This window comes from Streptomyces sp. CC228A (genome assembly GCF_021390935.1).
Classification (GTDB): Bacteria; Actinomycetota; Actinomycetes; order Streptomycetales; family Streptomycetaceae; genus Streptomyces.
This window is the reverse complement of sequence record NZ_JAJPUI010000003.1, coordinates 473,148-488,279: the sequence shown is the minus strand read 5'-3', so window position 1 is coordinate 488,279 and position 15,132 is coordinate 473,148. Positions and strand designations below refer to the sequence as shown.

Annotated in this window: 13 protein-coding genes and 2 pseudogenes; 4 read left to right on the top strand and 11 right to left on the bottom strand. The window is 74.3% G+C overall.

Features of this window, described 5'->3' with window-relative positions; all coding sequences use genetic code 11:
• Positions 1 to 129: 129 nt before the first annotated feature.
• Positions 130 to 1,290, bottom strand: coding sequence for a glycosyltransferase family 4 protein (locus L6E17_RS12080; protein WP_236240751.1), 1,161 nt, complete (start codon positions 1,288 to 1,290; stop codon positions 130 to 132).
• Between the two features lie 558 nt (positions 1,291 to 1,848).
• Here L6E17_RS12080 and L6E17_RS12075 point away from each other — a divergent pair.
• The gene (locus L6E17_RS12075; protein ID WP_236240750.1) at positions 1,849 to 2,322 is read left to right on the top strand and encodes a cupin domain-containing protein; all 474 of its coding nucleotides are present in this window, start codon (positions 1,849 to 1,851) and stop codon (positions 2,320 to 2,322) included.
• A 203-nt stretch (positions 2,323 to 2,525) separates the two neighbouring features.
• On the opposite strand, the gene L6E17_RS12070 is transcribed toward L6E17_RS12075, so the two are convergent.
• From L6E17_RS12070 to L6E17_RS12050, 5 genes and pseudogenes are all read right to left on the bottom strand, one after another.
• Positions 2,526 to 2,696 carry a hypothetical protein gene (locus tag L6E17_RS12070; protein ID WP_236240897.1) on the bottom strand — a complete coding sequence of 57 codons (171 nt, stop codon included), beginning with the start codon at positions 2,694 to 2,696 and terminating at the stop codon, positions 2,526 to 2,528.
• A gap of 159 nt (positions 2,697 to 2,855) precedes the next feature.
• Positions 2,856 to 3,715 (bottom strand): annotated as a pseudogene (locus L6E17_RS12065) (NAD(P)/FAD-dependent oxidoreductase); the annotation flags it as partial.
• A gap of 68 nt (positions 3,716 to 3,783) precedes the next feature.
• On the bottom strand, positions 3,784 to 3,981 hold the full coding sequence (locus L6E17_RS12060) for a ferredoxin (RefSeq protein ID WP_071267355.1): 198 nt from the start codon (positions 3,979 to 3,981) through the stop codon (positions 3,784 to 3,786).
• A 56-nt stretch (positions 3,982 to 4,037) separates the two neighbouring features.
• Positions 4,038 to 4,958, bottom strand: coding sequence for a pyridoxamine 5'-phosphate oxidase family protein (locus L6E17_RS12055; protein ID WP_236240749.1), 921 nt, complete (start codon positions 4,956 to 4,958; stop codon positions 4,038 to 4,040).
• A gap of 145 nt (positions 4,959 to 5,103) precedes the next feature.
• Positions 5,104 to 5,559 (bottom strand): VOC family protein, encoded by a 456-nt coding sequence (locus L6E17_RS12050; RefSeq protein WP_236240748.1) that lies wholly within the window; start codon positions 5,557 to 5,559, stop codon positions 5,104 to 5,106.
• Positions 5,560 to 5,719: 160 nt separating this feature from the next.
• Here L6E17_RS12050 and L6E17_RS12045 point away from each other — a divergent pair, with 160 nt between their 5' ends.
• From L6E17_RS12045 to L6E17_RS30490, 3 genes and pseudogenes are all read left to right on the top strand, one after another.
• Entirely contained in the window at positions 5,720 to 6,292 is a 573-nt protein-coding gene (locus L6E17_RS12045; protein WP_236240747.1) for a CGNR zinc finger domain-containing protein, read from the top strand.
• 569 nt (positions 6,293 to 6,861) lie between these two features.
• Complete coding sequence (locus tag L6E17_RS12040) at positions 6,862 to 7,515, top strand: HAD-IA family hydrolase (RefSeq protein WP_236240746.1); 654 nt, start codon at positions 6,862 to 6,864, stop codon at positions 7,513 to 7,515.
• Between the two features lie 89 nt (positions 7,516 to 7,604).
• Positions 7,605 to 7,778: pseudogene (locus tag L6E17_RS30490) on the top strand (helix-turn-helix domain-containing protein); the annotation flags it as partial.
• A gap of 307 nt (positions 7,779 to 8,085) precedes the next feature.
• Here L6E17_RS30490 and L6E17_RS12030 read toward each other — a convergent pair.
• From L6E17_RS12030 to L6E17_RS12010, 5 genes are all read right to left on the bottom strand, one after another.
• A complete protein-coding gene (locus L6E17_RS12030) occupies positions 8,086 to 9,798 on the bottom strand; it encodes an acyl-CoA synthetase (protein ID WP_236240745.1) in 1,713 nt (570 codons plus the stop codon).
• Positions 9,795 to 11,792: an FAD/NAD(P)-binding protein gene (locus L6E17_RS12025; RefSeq protein WP_236240744.1), complete on the bottom strand. Its 1,998-nt coding sequence runs from the start codon at positions 11,790 to 11,792 to the stop codon at positions 9,795 to 9,797. The genes L6E17_RS12030 and L6E17_RS12025 overlap by 4 nt, the downstream gene beginning before the upstream one ends.
• Positions 11,793 to 12,532: 740 nt before the next feature.
• A complete protein-coding gene (locus tag L6E17_RS12020; RefSeq protein WP_236240743.1) occupies positions 12,533 to 13,921 on the bottom strand; it encodes a methylaspartate mutase in 1,389 nt (462 codons plus the stop codon).
• On the bottom strand, positions 13,918 to 14,517 hold the full coding sequence (locus L6E17_RS12015; RefSeq protein WP_268985065.1) for a cobalamin B12-binding domain-containing protein: 600 nt from the start codon (positions 14,515 to 14,517) through the stop codon (positions 13,918 to 13,920). Before L6E17_RS12015 ends, L6E17_RS12020 begins: the two co-directional genes overlap by 4 nt.
• Positions 14,518 to 14,691: 174 nt before the next feature.
• Positions 14,692 to 15,108: a cupin domain-containing protein gene (locus L6E17_RS12010; RefSeq protein ID WP_236240742.1), complete on the bottom strand. Its 417-nt coding sequence runs from the start codon at positions 15,106 to 15,108 to the stop codon at positions 14,692 to 14,694.
• Positions 15,109 to 15,132: the final 24 nt, after the last annotated feature.

The following is a 15,132-nucleotide window of genomic DNA, read 5'->3' as shown; positions in this document are numbered from 1 at the left end:
GGCCGTGGTCCGGACCCTTCGGCGGGCCGGGAGTCCCGGGCGGCCCGTGTCCCGGTCGGCCCGCCCGGCTGCTGCCGGTGGGCGGCCGGGTGGGCCGGCGCAGGGCCGGAGTCCGTACGGCCGCGGGGGTCAGCCCGCGGGCGCGTGCGGCGCGCCCCGGTCGCCTTCCGGTGCCAGCAGGTCGGTGAGGTGGCGGACCGAGGAGTCCCAGGACCACTCCTCGGCCACCCACCGCCGTCCCGCCTCGCCCTGCGCCTCCCGGTCCGGTGACCGCAGCGCCGAGCCCACCGCGTCCGCCACCGCCGCGACGTCCCGGCCGTCCACGACACGGCCGTTCCCCCCGCCCCGCACGGTGTCGGGCGCACCGCCCGAGTCGCCCACGACCACCGGCAGCCCGCTGGCCTGCGCCTCCAGGAACACGATGCCGAGGCCCTCCGCCTCCAGGCCGCCCTTGCGGGTGCGGCACGGCATGGCGAAGACGTCGGCGGCGGCGTAGTAGTCCGCCATCTCCGTGTGGTCCCTGCCCCCGGCGAACACGACCGTGCCGGGAGGGCAGCCGCGGGCCAGCTTCCGCAGCCGCTGCTCGTCGGGGCCCCGGCCCACCACCAGCAGCACGGCGTCCGGGACCTCGCGCAGCAGCCGCGGCAGGGCACGTATCAGCGTGTCCTGGCCCTTGCGGGGCACCAGCCGGGCCGCACACAGCACCACCTTCCGGTCCTCGCCTATGCCGTGGCGCCGCCGCACCGCGCGCCGGCGCTCGGCGGACCCGTCCGGGCGGAACTCCCGCGCGTCCACGCCCGGTGCGAGCCGGCTCAGCCGGGCCCGCGGCCCCAGAGCGGGCGCTAACCGCGAGCGCGTGTACTCCCCGAGGTACGTCACCACGTCCACGTGGTCGCCTATGCGGCGCAGCACCTGCCGCGCGCCTGGCGTGCGCGCCCACCAGATCTCGTGGCCGTGGGTCGTCGCGACCATGCGGCGCACACCGGCGCGCCGCAGGTCGGGCGCCATGTAGGCGAGGGGCGCCGCCGCGCCGAACCACACGCGGTCGCAGCCGTGCTCCCGTACGAGCCCGACCGCGCGCCGGGTCACCCGCGGCGAGGGGAGCAGCGTGCGCGCCGGGTCCCTGACCACCGGGAACGGCAGGGTGCGGTCGTACGCCTCCGTGCCCGGCTCACGGGACGTGTACACGACGACATCGCCCGGCATGCGGGTCACCATGGCGTGGACGAAGGTCTCGATGCCGCCCTGGCGGGGCGGGAAGTCGTTGGTGATGACAAGGGTGGTGCTCACAGCGCGGGCCGCCTTCGCTCGTCCGGTGTTCGGTGTCCACAGGGAGGGACGGGAAGATCGCGTTCCGGGTTTACCGGGGGAGCCGACGCGGTCGCCGCGGACCGGAGTCGGTGCCGTGCACGGCAGCTGACGGCGCCTCGGGAGCGGGGTCCGGTCGGCGCCCCGTGCGCCCCGGCGCCCGTGCCGGAGTCGGGTCGTCCACTCCTGTTGTCGCCGTGGCCGAATCTCGCCCGCGGGACGGCCCCCGTCGGCGCCGCCGCCTCACGCGCCGCCGGCCCTGCGAGCCCGCCCACCGTCACTTCCGGCCGATCCGCGCCCCGCGTCGGCCGCCGCCGCTGCGCACCGCCCGGCCCGTACCACCGCACACCGCCCCGGGCGCCGCTTGTTTGGGGCCTTTTGCCGGGGCCTCGCGTGCTCTGGGATGGTATTCGATTTCCCGAATTCCCCTATCGGATAGCTACGCCGGATTTTCCTTGTGGCTGTCCGAAAGGGCTCCCTACGATCCTGTCAAGGAATTGAACGCCGCCGTCCGGTGGCGTACCGAGCGAGGAGCATGCAATGAAGCGCACCACTCTGTCGCGTCGAGGGAAGATCATCACGGCTCTGGTCGCGGCAGCGGCGACGATGGGCGGCGCGGGCATCGCCACGGCCACCCCGCCCGTGGACGCCAGCCTGGTCGACCGGTTCGAGGGCAAGTTCCTCGCGCCGCACGACATCAAGGTCAACAACGTCTCGGACGTCGTCCAGCAGACCCTGACCATCCAGCCCGGCGGCGAGACCGGCTGGCACATCCACCCCGGCATCGTGGTCCTCACCGTGAAGTCCGGCGAGATCACCCGCAAGAACGCCGACTGGCACTGCACCGTGGAGACCTTCAAGGCCGGCGACTCCTTCGTCAAGCAGGGCAGCGTCCCGCTGAACGGAGTCAACGAGGGCACGGAGCCCCTCGTCGTGGAGCTCATCTACATGAAGCCCGAGGGCACCCCGCTGCGCTACGAGCGCGAGGCCCCGCGCCACTGCGACTTCGGCTGACCCGCGGAACGGCCCCCGGCAGTCGCGCAAGACCCTCCGGCTTCCCTCCGTCCGGCGCATGCGCAGGGGGGCCGGACCCATTGGTTCTGCGGAGAATGAATTCCGGGGGAATTCTTCGCGGACCACGGCGGAGCGGTCCGGCACTTCCCAGGAGAATGGGCGTGCCGGTCCGCTCCGACCGCTTCCGGAATTCCCGCCGGTCATCAGGCGGTCATTTCCTGGAGGGTGCTCCGGTAGAACGCGAGCCGCGCGGTGCGGCCGATGGTGAGGGCGCCGACGAGCCGCCCCGACCGGTGGTAGCTGACCTCCAGCCGGCGGCCCGGCAGGTCGTGCTCGACGATCCGCGCCTCGTCCGCGGCGGCGGGCAGGCCCACGGACCGGATCCTGGCGCCGTACAGGTCGGACCAGAAGGACGGGACCCCGGTGTACGGCTCCGGGTCCTCCGCCGCCAGCAGGGTGGCCGCGGCGGCGGCGCCCTGCTCCACGGCGTTCGTCCAGTGGCCGAGCGCCAGCGGCTGCCCGTCGGCCAGCCGGTGCGGCACACGCGCGACATCGCCCGCGGCGACCACACCCGGTGCCGTGGAGCCGTCGGTGCGCAGCGCCCGCAGGGAGGCGTCGCAGTGCACGCCGCCGTCCAGGGCCAGGCCGGAGCCCTCCAGCCAGCCGGTCGACGGGACCGCGCCCAGCGCCAGGACCGCGGTGTCGGCCGGGACGGTCGAGCCGTCGGACAGCACCACGCCGGTGAGCCTGCCGTCCGGTGCGGCGTGGAAGTCGGTGACGGTGGTGCCGGTGCGCAGGTCGATGCCCGCCTCGCGGTGCAGGGCCGCGATGTACGCGCCCGGTTCGGCGCCGATGGCCCGCTCCAGGGGCTGGTCGGCGGCTTCGACGAGGGTCACGTCGAGTCCGCGGGCGACGCCCGCGGCCGCGATCTCGCCGCCGAGGAAGCCGGCGCCGACGACCACCAGCCGCCGTCCCGGTTCCAGCGATCCCCGCAGCGCGACGGCGTCGTCCCAGCCGCGCAGGGTGACCACGCCGGCGGGCGGCGCGGGGCGCGAGGCCGGCCAGCCGCGCGCGGCCGACCCGGTGGCGATGACCAGCCGTCGTACGGGAGGTCCTCGCCGTCCGCGAGGGTGACGGTCCGCGCCTTCAGGTCGAGGCCGACGGCGGGCCGGCCGAGCCGCCAGTCCGCGTCCAGGCCGTCCGGCAGGGCGAGGCCGGTGACGCCGGGTTCGACGTCCGAGGTGAGGACCTGCTTGGACAGCGGCGGCCGGTCGTAGGGGAGGTGGGGTTCGTCGCCGACGATGGTCAGCGTGCCGGCGAAGCCGCGGGAGCGCAGGGCCTCCGCCGCCCGCAGGCCGGCGAGCGAGGCGCCGACGACCACGATGCTGTCCATGCCTCTTCCGCTTCTCATGCCGTTTTCCGTGGTGTTCGCGTGACCGGTGCTCATGGCGTGACGGGTGCTCATGGTGTGGCCGGGGCGATGGCGATGGCGCGGAGCGGGCAGACGGCGGCGGCCTTCTCGACCTTGTCGCGGAGCTCGTCGGAGGGCTCGGCGTCGTAGATCAGGTAGTCGTCGTCGTCGAAGGAGAAGACCTCGGGCGCTGCGAAGACGCACTGCCCGTGGCTCTCGCAGAGGTTCCGGTCGACGGTGATGCGCATGGCGGGCTCCGTTGCGGTTCAGGGGGGCGAGGAGGGGTGGGGGAGAGGGGAGTTCGTCAGCCCGCCGGCGGGTTGAAGCGCGAGTAGCCGGGGGAGGACCAGCGCAGCGGCGAGGCGGCGGAGATCTCCCGTACGGCGTCGATCGAGAACTCGACCAGGCGCTGGGCCCCCGGCACCCGGGCGGCCTCCTCGGTGTCCCACACCGTGTGCGCGGTGCCGGACAGGTGGAGCACGGAGCCGGTCTCCCAGTCCGGGAAGAAGAGCCCCGCGGCCGGGTTGAGCTGGAGGTTCCCGAGGGTCAGGAACATGGCGTTGCCGATGTAGTCGGGCCAGCGCAGCCGGGTGGGGGAGAGGACCCTGACGAAGCCGGGGTTGCCGCCGCGGTGGGAGGCGTCGGCGTCACCGCGGTCGGAGGCGGTGGCGACGAAGAAGGTGTCGGCCGTGGCCACGGTCAGCTGCTGGGCGGCGGTGAGTTCGCCGCCGGCGGTGACGGCCCGCCGGGCGGTGCCGCCGGAACCGACGTGCTCGTAGTCGCGCTTCTGCAGGTACTTGGGGCAGTTGGAGATGACCTGGTCGAGGTCGACGCGCAGTCCGTCTCCGACGCGGTGGGCCCGCCCGTTCATGCGCATGCGGCGCCGCGTGGCGGGCTCGATGGCGATCATCCCGATCCGTGCCGGGTTCCCGGGCGTCGCCGCGTTCAGGGCGCCGGCCAGCGGGTCCTCCGGCAGCGGCAGTGCGTCGATCAGCAGCGTGCCGGGGTCCGGGACCCGGAGGAAGCCGGGCTCACCGGTCAGCTGGGTCGCCCAGATCAGCCCCGAGGCGTCGGCGCCACCCAGCACGATCATCGGTTGCTCGGCGAGGAAGTCCCGCGCGATGGGCGGGACGGTCTCACCGATGGCACCGAGGGAGAACCCTGCCGTCTCGGTGAGGCCGGCGCGCTGCTGCACCGCGATCTCGCCGCTGTGATACGTGGCCACGGCCATGTCCTTTCCGAACGTCCGAGGTGCCGCCGGGCTGCCGGGGCGCGTCCCGCCCCGGCCGCCGGGCTGCCGACCCGGCCCGGGCCCCGGCGCAGGGGCCCCGGCACGGGTCGGTGCGGCTCCCGGCGGACTGGTCTGTCTCTTAGAAGAAGCCGCAGGTGGGGGCACCGGTGGTGGGGGCCTCCGCGGTGTCGGCGCCGGAGGGGGCGTAGACCTCCAGGCGGGTGCCGTCCGGGTCGGTGAAGAAGATGCCGCCGGACGAGGCGCCCTCGCCGTGCGGGACGACGCCGTCGTACGCGAACTCCGCGCCGAGCGAGCGCAGCACCTGCTCGGTGGCCCGCACCTCCTCGATGGTGTCCACCTGGAAGGAGAGGTGGTGCAGACCGGGGCGGTCGGCGGCGAACGTGCCCTGGCTCTGCTGCCACAGGGTCACGAGCAGCTTGCCCTCGCGGCCCAGGAAGGCGAACCGGCGGCCGTCCTCCTTGCCTTCGCCCATGACCTCGAAGTCGAAGACCTCGCGGTAGAAGGCGAGCGAGCGGTCCATGTCCGTGACGTTCAGCCCGACGTGCCCCGTCTGCAGGTTCTTGGCCTTGCTCATCGTCGATCACATGCCTTTGGTCAGCGTTGCGAGTCCGCCTCGCAACCGGTGAAACTGAATTTAGCGGTTAGAACCTGGATACGTCAACCGGTGATCAAGCGATGACCGGTTATCGTGGGTGGTGTGCAGCCGCAGCCCCCCTAGAGGAAGGACCCGCAACGTGCCGACGACCTCCGACAACGACCCGAGGCCGCTGACCGGCGAGCCCGTCGCCATCGACCTGCTGAACACCCGCTGGATCGACGGCGCCGGCCGCCACGACCTGCTGGTGTCGCCCGAAGGGCTGGCGATCTGGCTGGCCGCGCCGCAGATACGGGACGCGCTGGGGAACACGCCCGTGTCCGCCGATCAGGAGACCCTGGACCGGTTGGTGCGCGCTCGTGCCGCGCTCGACCAGGCGGTCGCGGACCCCGGCCTGCCCGCACCGGAGGCGATCGAGGCCGTCAACTCCGTCCTCGCGCACGGCCGGGTCCGCCACCTGCTCACCCCCGAGGGCCCCGCCACGGCCGTCGAGGTGGACGCCCCGTCCTGGCTGCCCGCGTGGATCGCGGTCGCCGACTTCCTGCGGCTGCTCGGGGACCGCCCGGACCGCATCCGGGCCTGCGGCAACCCGGAATGCGTCCTGCACTTCTACGACGTGTCCAAGAACGGCACCCGCCGCTGGTGCTCCATGGCCGGCTGCGGCAACCGCGCGAAGGCGCAGCGCCACTACGCCCGCCACCACCGCCCCTGACCGCACCGCCCACCGGGCCCGGGCGCCGGGGCCGGGGTGCTCCGGCCCCGGCGGGTGCCCCGGCGTCGAGGGGCGCCCGACTTCCGGCGGCGCCCCGGCTGCGAGCCGGGCCTGGTCCGCGCGGCCGCCCGGACGGGAGGGCCCGCCGCGCACGGCACCCGCGGCGTCGTGGACGGCGGGCGGCGGATGCCCCTCGGGCACCGCGGGGCCTCGCCTTCCTGCCTGTACGGGCCGCGTACCGGCAGCCGAGCAGACCGGGAGGGCCGCCGGCCCTCCCGCGACAGCCGACATCCTGCAGCCGGCCGTCGCACAGCCGTGGCGGATCCAAGGAGCCCTGCACCGCAGTGGGAGTGGGATCCGGGTGCCCAACGTGAAGCCTCTGGTTCAACGCACGATCTTGCGCGAGACCTGTCCTACCAGGGGCTTCATGTCTGCCCGCGGCACGGGTGCCGTACCCGCTCGCCGGTGACACCGGCCATCACCCCGGCCCGCAGAGATCATTTCACTGACAAACCTCCGTGCGCGGTAGCGTCGTCGAGAGAACCCATCAGGGAAGGAACGATCGCCGGATGCCGCACAAGACTGATGTCGCCGACAGGCGCGGCCTGATCCTCGACTTCGCCGGGGTGCTTACCGCCAGCCCGATCGATGTCCATCGCGCCTGGTGCGTGTCGGAAGGGCTGGCTCCGGGCGCGTGGCGCAGCACTCTCAACGATCACCCTGAGGGCCGGCGTCTGTACGCGGCTCTGGAGATCGGGGAGATCGGGCAGGCCCAGTGGAACGAGGGCACGGCCGCGCTGTTGGGTGCGCACGTGGATCCGGTGAACCTGATGGGGCGGGCCTGGGCCGGGGTGCCCGCAGCCCGCCGGATGGTCGCGCTCGCGCGTGCCGCGCGTGCCGCCGGCCACCGGCTTGCCCTGTTGTCCAACAGCTTCGGTCTCGACCCGTTCAACCCCTACGAACACGTCGGCATCTGGGACTTGTTCGACGTGCACGTCGTCTCCGAACTGGTCGGCATGGCGAAGCCCGATCCGGCGATCTACGAACTCGCCCTGGAGCGGATCGGGCTGCCCGCCGAGCGGTGTGTGTTCGTGGACGATCACGCGGTGAACCTTCCGCCGGCCGCCGATCTGGGCATCGCCACGGTCCACGTCACGGACGAGGGTGAGGCCGTGACCGAGTTGGAGGCCCTCCTCGGTGTCACAGCGGTGCTCGCCGCGTGAACCCAACTGCGGTCTGATCAAAGGCTGTCGGCTCCACCGCTCCAGCCAGTACTGTCCGTGTGGGGCCCATCACGCGGAGGTTCTGGAGCATGCAGTGGTCGGAGTACACCACCTCTGAGCGCTTGAAGGCGCTGCGCGGCGGCATGACGCAGGAGCAGTTGGCGGAGGCGGCCGGTGTGTCCGTCGGCGTGGTCCGGAAGCTCGAACGCGGCGGAACGGCTTCCCTGCCGTCCCTGCTGTCGATTGCCGACGCGCTCGGCACGGACATCGCCGTGCTCCTCGGTCAGCAGGCGCCACGGCGGTCCATGGACCGCGACGAGCGGGCCGCGTTGCGCCTGGTCTCCGCAGCCACCCATGACGCGGCCATCGGCATCCCCGCCGAGGTCGAGCCGGGCACCGTCGAAGAGCTCCGCGCCGTCGTCCGTCGTGCGGACGCCGCGTACTGGGGAGGCCGGTACACCGAGCTCGGCACTCTCCTCGGGCGCGGCGGGCCGCCCGGGCGCAGCGGACGGCCCGGGTCCGGTGGGAAACCGGGCCCGGGCCGTCGCCGTACTACTCCCGCGCGCCGCCTCAGCCCTCCGGCAGTGCCTCGACGCGGTACTCCACGCCGCCGGAGTCCGCACCGCGGTCCCTCAACTCGGCGCGGCGCACCTTGCCCGACGTGGTCCGGGGCAGGGACGGGACGAACTCGAGCACCCGCACCCACTTCTCCGGCGGGAGTTCCGCCTGCACCCGGTCCAGGATGCGCCGCGCGGCCTCCGCTCCGCCGGGCCGTCCCGGTGCCGCGACCACGTACGCCTTCGGCGCCCACAGGCCGACGGGGTCGGGCACCGGCACCACCGCGGCGTCGGCCACCCCCTCGTCCCGCAGCACCACGTCCTCCAGCTCCCGCGGCGAGATCCGGTGGTCGAACGCCTTGAACATGTCGTCGGCGCGGGCCACGTAGGTGAGCGAGCCGTCCGGGTTGCGGACCCCCAGGTCACCGGTGTGGTAGTAGCCGTTCGCCAGGGCCTTCGCGGTGCGCTCCGGATCGCCGACGTACCCGCGCATCAGCCCGACGGGCGGGTCCGCCAGATCCAGGCAGAGCTCGCCCGGCGTGCCGTCCGGGACCTCACGGCCGGTCTCCGGGTCGATCAGGACGACCGTGTGGCCGGGCAGCGGGAAGCCCATGCTGCCGGGCACCGGGGTGCGGCCGGGCGGGTTGCCGATCTGGCCGGTCGTCTCCGTCTGCCCGTACCCGTCGCGCAGGTCCAGCCCCCACTCGCGGGCCACCCGCTCGATCAGGGCCGCCTCCAGCGGCTCTCCGGCCGCCGCCGCCTCCCGCAGCGCGGGCGGCCGCGGGCCCAGGCCGTGCGCCGCCATCCCCCGCCACACCGTCGGCGGGGCGCAGAACGTCGTGATGCCGCGGGTGCGCAGCACGTCGAGGATGTCCGCGGGCGTACTGCGCGCCGCGTCGAGGGCGACGACCGTCGCCTCCGCGTTCCACGGCACGAAGAAGGAGCTCCACGAGTGCTTCGCCCAGCCCGGCGCCGAGATGTTCAGGTGCACGTCGCCCGGCTTGACGCCGTTCCAGTACATGCCGGACAGGTGGCCCACCGGGTAGCTGACGTGGGTGTGCTCCACCATCTTCGGCTTCGACGTGGTGCCCGAGGTGAAGTAGCGGAACAGCGGGTCGTCCGCGGGCGTGGGGCCGGAGGGGGTGAAGTCGGCCGCCACGCCCGCGGACAGCTCGTACGGCAGCCAGCCCTCGGGCGAACCGCCCACGCTGATGCCCTTCCACCGGCGCGACCCGGGGTCGCCCGCCTCGTCGAACCGGCCCGCCAGGCCCGCCTCCGCGACGACGTACCGCACGTCGCCCCGGTCCAGCCGGTCCGCCAGCTCGGCCGGGGTCGCCGTCGTGTAGGTGGGGATGACGATCGCGCCCAGCTTGATGGCGGCGAGCATGGTCTCCCACACCTCCGCCCGGTTCCCCAGCATCAGCAGCACCGGGTCGCCCCGGCGCACGCCCAGGGACCGCAGCCACGCGGCGACCTGCGCCGACCGCCGGGACAGGTCCCGGAACGTCAGCTCCCGGTCCGTGTCCGGGCCGGCGCCGCCCACGATCCGCAGCGCGGCCGTCTCCCCCCGCTCGGCGGCCACCGCGTCGAACCAGTCGAGCGCCCAGTTGAAGTGGGTGGGGCGCGGCCAGCGGAACTCGGCCGCGGCCTTCGCCAGGTCCGTGCGGTGCAGCAGCAGCAGGTCCCGGGCCGCCCGGAACTCCTCGGTCGCCGACGGCCGGGTCATCCCGCACCCCCGGGCGCCGCGGCGGCGACGGCCGCCTCGTTCTCCCGGACGACCTCCAGCGGGCGCAGCGCGTCCTGCGCGATCGCGTCGGCGTCCCGGTAGAAGAGGGTGCTGACGCCGGGGCGGCTGCTGCCGACCTGCGTGAACCACCGGGTGTGCTCGGTGGGGATGCCGAGCGCGTACAGGTCGGGCCGCGGCACGCCGTGGGCGTCGACCACGTGGAACGGGCTGTCCGTCACCTCCAGGCCGCCGGTGACGAAGCGGCTGCCGCCCGGGCCCTCGATCACGTACCGGCGGACCATGCCCTCCTCCAGCAGCTGACGCGTCAGCGGCGAGGTGTCGCGGTGCAGGTCCGGCGTCGGGATCCGGGCGTCGATCAGCGCCCGTACGACCCGTGCGGAGCCGGCCACCTGCGGGGACTCCACGAGGAAGCCGCCGGCCTCCTCGTCGGTGCCGAACCGGGTGCCGGGCCCCGCCACCTCGACCACGCCCTGCTCGATGAGCGCGCGCAGCTGCTCCACCCGGTACATGGGCGGACCGGCCGACAGCAGGGCGTTGACCGGCAGGAACCTCCGGTGGAAGAAGCCGGTGTGCGACTCGGGCAGCAGACCGCCGAAGTCGACGGCCAGGCGCACCACGTTGCGGATGTCCCGCAGCACGTCCAGCGCGGACTTCAGGGGGCCGTCCAGGGTGCCGAGCGCGGCGGCCGCCAGGTCGTCGTCCATCACCTTCAGCAGCCGCTCCCGGAACTCCTCCGGCGAGCCGAACTGCTCGTCGCCGAACGGGCGGGCCAGGGCGTCGAGGTCGACGGGCGGTACGTGGCCGAGGCCGGCCGAGGCCAGCAGCTCACCGCGGTCGCGCCCGGCGCGCAGCGCCTCGGCGTGCTCGGCGGCGAAGGCGTCGGCGGCCTGCGCCCCGCGGGTGTTGCGGACGTGCGTGACGTAGTAGACGTGCTCGACCTCCTGCAGCAGCAGCGGCAGCACGTCCTCCGCGAAGTCCAGCTGCCCGGTGCCGCCCGCGGCGCGGCGTGCGGCCCGCGCCGACTCCAGGGCGTCCTTCGTGAGGAAGAGCGCCTTGTGGCTGAAGTTCGGCTCCTTCTGGTTGCGGCCGCGGGCCGGGATGGGCAGCCCGCTGCGCGACCCGGCGACGATGTGCGGCTCGCGGCCGCTCGCCCGGTACTCCAGCGTGCCGTCCTCGCGCGGGTGGAAGGTGCCGCCGCGGCCGACGGTCAGCGACAGCATCACGTCGTAGAAGGACAGGCCGATGCCGCGGATGCCGACCGCGCTGCCGGCCGGGATGGTGTCCTCGTCCAGCGGCATGTCGGCGGCGGAGTCACCGCACAGGTAGTGCAGGCCGGGGACCCGCGTCGAGAAGTCGAGCATCTCCTGCTCGAAGCGGTCCGGCGCGTTGACCGGGTGGCCGGTGGCGAGCACGACCCGGTCCGCTTCCAGCAGGTGCGGCGCGGTGTCGAGGCTGAGCAGGTAGCCGCTCCCGGCGCCCGTCCGCAGCGCGGTGACGCGGCCCTTCACCGGGACCAGCTCCACGTGCCCGGGCAGGGCGTCGACGACGGTCCGGTACACGTCCACGAGGTACTCGCCGTACCGCACCCGCGGGGCGTAGTCGTCGGGGCCCAGCAGCTCCTCGCCCGCGGTGCGGGCGCGCTCCTCGATCCACTGGCCGAGGGACGGGCCGGCGCCCGGCCTGGCGGGGCCGCCGTCGGGGTCGCCGGAGTACATCGTCACCTGGCTGATGACGGTGTTCATGGTGAACCAGTCGTCCTGGTCGGTGCGCCACACCCGGCCGGCGCCGACCTCGGTCGCGTCGATCAGGTGGACCCGGACCGGGCGGGGCGCGGTGCCGGAGGCGGCCGCGGCCTGCGCCTCGGCGGTGGTCCGCACGGCGAGCCGCTCCAGGACGGAGATGCCGCGCGGGCCGCTGCCGACGACGGCGATGACGAGAGGACGCGTATCGGATGTGGCTGTGTGTGACTGCACAGGAAGTCCTAGGTGGTGAGGAGGAACGCCCGAGGAGGGTCGGGGCGCGGGACTGGAGTGGGGGTGCGACCGCGCGGTCATCGCACGGCCGGGAGACTGCTGCGACCGACAGACCGACAGACCGACAGACCGACAGACCGACGGACGGACGGACCGGCTGACCGGCTGGCTGGCGACCGACCGGCCTGCTGGCGGCCGACTGACGGACCGGCCGACTGGCGGCCGACCGGCTGACGTCCGACCGACCGACGTCCGACCGATTGACGGACAACCGACGGCCGACGGACCGGCCGGCCACCCGGACAGCCGCCACTCGGGCTGCCGCCACTCGGGCTGCCGCCACTCGGGCTGCCGCCACTCGGACAGCGGCCCCCGGGCAGCGGCCCCCGGACGGGGGTCGTCCGGGCTGCCTCCGACGGCCCGCGCGGGCCTGCCGCCGTGGCCGCCGGAGCGCCGGCGGGTGCTGCGGCCGCACTCCGGTGGAGCCGCGGGCCCGGCGGCCCGGCGGTCTCCCGGCCGGTGCGCCCGGCCGCGGCCGGGTCGGCGTCGCGGGCGGGTGGCGCGGCAGGTCCCGGCCGGTGCGCCCGGCCGCGGCCGGGCGGCTCGTGCGTGCCCCGGTCGGGGTCCGGCTCGGGTCGCGGCCGGCCCGCCGCCCTGGGCGGGGTGGTCGTGCTGCTCCGCGCACCGGTCCGGGTCCCGGTCGGCGCCGCGGTCGTCGTCTTGGCGGTGGTGGCGCGGGGTCAGGCGGACAGCGCGGGCGCCGTCCTGCCCGGCTCGCCGCCGGAGGTCAGCGCGGCCCGGTCGAAGGACTCCTGGGTGTGCGACAGCATGCCCAGGAGGTCGTCGGCGCGGAGCCGGTCGCGCCCCGGCTGGGGCGAGGCCGCGATCGGCATGCCACCGGTCGCGTGCCACTGGAGGCTCCCGCGCCCGTCGATGTAGCTGCGGGTGCGCTGCGCGTTGTCCGCGTGGAGGCAGTACGGGACGTCGAGGACACCGCGGCGGAACGCCTCCGTGAAGGCCCGCCCGGTGTCCGGGTGGATGTCCAGGACCGCCTCGACCAGCGCCCGCGCCTCCGCGAGGACACCGAACTCCCCATCGGCCGCGGCCCGCTGGCCGTGCAGCTCGGCCGCCGCGCGCGCGGCCTCCTCCAGGGCGTGGACGTTGTCCTGGATGGTGGGGATCCGGTGGGCCTCCGCCGGGGTCTTGACGATGAGCCGCTCGGTGCCGGTGAGCGACGCCAGCTGCGCGCTGTCCCGCAGCAGCTTCAGGGCGCCGGCCGTGGTGCGCGGGAAGACGCCCATGTACGTGTAGAGCACGACGTGCCAGTCGAGGCCCGACAGGTGCTCCGCGGCCAGGGTGCGCAGCGCCAGCAGCGCCTCCACGTCCTGGCCGCGGTGGGTCTGCTGGGCGTAGCTGAGCGAGACGCTGCGCAGCCCGTGCTGCTTGAAGAAGACGCCCTCCAGCACGGAGAGCGCCACAAGCAGGCTGGGCGGGCACAGCTGGCCGAGCATGCAGCCGCCGAAGCTCTCCAGGTGGGTGCCCGGCTGCTCGGCGAGCAGCTCGCAGCTGCGCGCCCAGGCGTCGACCGACTCCCGCAGCGGCTTTCTGCTGTATGGCAGGCAGTACGAGACGGGACCGCCCTCGGTCGCGTCGAGGCCCGCGTCGAGCAGGGTGCGGATGATGTCGACCGGGTTGGCGGAGCCGTGCCGCACCTGGACCGCGAAACGGCCGTCGACCAGGTCGGAGACCAGGCCGCGGGTGGTGTCGGCGCCGTGGGCGACGATCGGGTAGCCGTTGAGGTCGGTGCCCTCGGCCAGTGCGAGGCGCGCCGACTCGTTGTCGTTGACGCGGGTGTAGCTGTCGATGGTCAGCGTGCCGACGCTGCGCGCGTCGGCGCGTCTCACGGCTTCGAGGCCCTCCCGCATGCGCGGCAGGTCGGCGAAGCCCATGCGGGGCTGGACGACGAGCTGCCCGTCCCGCACCGCCGCGGCGACCGCCGAGGCGAAGGGGCCGAGCTGCACGCCGTCCGGGACGGCGGGCGACGCGGCTGCCGGGACACTGCCCGTGCAGGGGGCCGGGACATGCGACGGGTCCGCGGCCGCCGCGGACTCCGGTACCAGGCCGCTCATCGCACACCCGACACGGCGACGGCTCCGGAGGTGCCGACGGCCTCCGGAGCGCCGAGGACGCCCGGCCCGCCGCCGGCGCCGGGCGCGGGGTCGGCGTCCGGCAGCGAGCGGGGCCCGGAACCGGCCAGGTAGCGGCGGAACTCGGCGACACCCGCCGCGTCCTCGAAGACCGCGTCGAACCCGGCGGCGAGCAGCTCGGGCCCGTACGTGCCCGCCTCCGCGCCGGTCACGCCGAGCTTGCCGCCGATGACGACCCGGATGCCGGCGAGGTCCGGCTGGGCGCGCAGCCGTCGGACGGCCCGGGCGCCGTCGAGCGCCCCGTGGCCGTTGACGCTGCTGATGACGACCAGTTCGGGGCGGACCCGACGGCATTCCTCGACGAGCAGCTCGTCGGGCACGCACGAACCGATATTGGTCACCTCGTGGCCCATCTCCTCCAGGAGGAGTTGGAGGAACACGAGATTCCAGGTATGGGAGTCGGAGGAGACACTCGAGACGAGCACACGGCGGCCGCGGCGCTCCACGGCGCCTTCGGCGCTCTGCTGCGGAGCGTCCTGCCGGCGGCTCTGCGGCGGCTGGACGTGGTACGTGGTCAAGGCTGGCTCTTTCGGCTCGGCGCGGGGCGCGGTGACGACATGGCGGAAAAGACGGAACGCCGGTCGGCGTGTCCGTCTCGCGGGGACTCGGCGCGGCTGCGGAACGCCGGCTGCCGGCAGGAGGGGCGGGACGGCCGGTCAGGGCGTGAAGGCCGCCCCGCCCCGCCCGGTCGGTCAGGGCGCCGCGGTGACGCCCACGGGGCGGATGGCCTTCTGGGGGGTGCGGGCGGAGGCCGGCCGCGTGCGGATGGCGAGCACCGTGCAGCCGGTGCGGCTGGACATCTGGTGCTCGGTGCCCGGGCCCTCGACGACGAGGTCGCCCTTGACGTACGACATGCCGTCGCTGTGGTCGAGGACACCGTCCAGGACCAGCATCAGCTCGTAGCCCAGGTGCTCGTGGAAGTCGCCGTGCGCGCCCGGGGGGAAGCGCAGCAGCAGGCCGACCGAGTCCTCGTTCTTGGACTCGTCAGGGGCCCACAGCACGTGGTGCTCCACATTGGCCCTGCCCGGTTCGTCCCACGACGTCCACTCCAGTTCGTCCAGCTCGAAACCGCTGCGGAACGCGTTGGGTATGTACTCGATTTCGGACACTGTGATATGCCTCTCCTCGGCCGG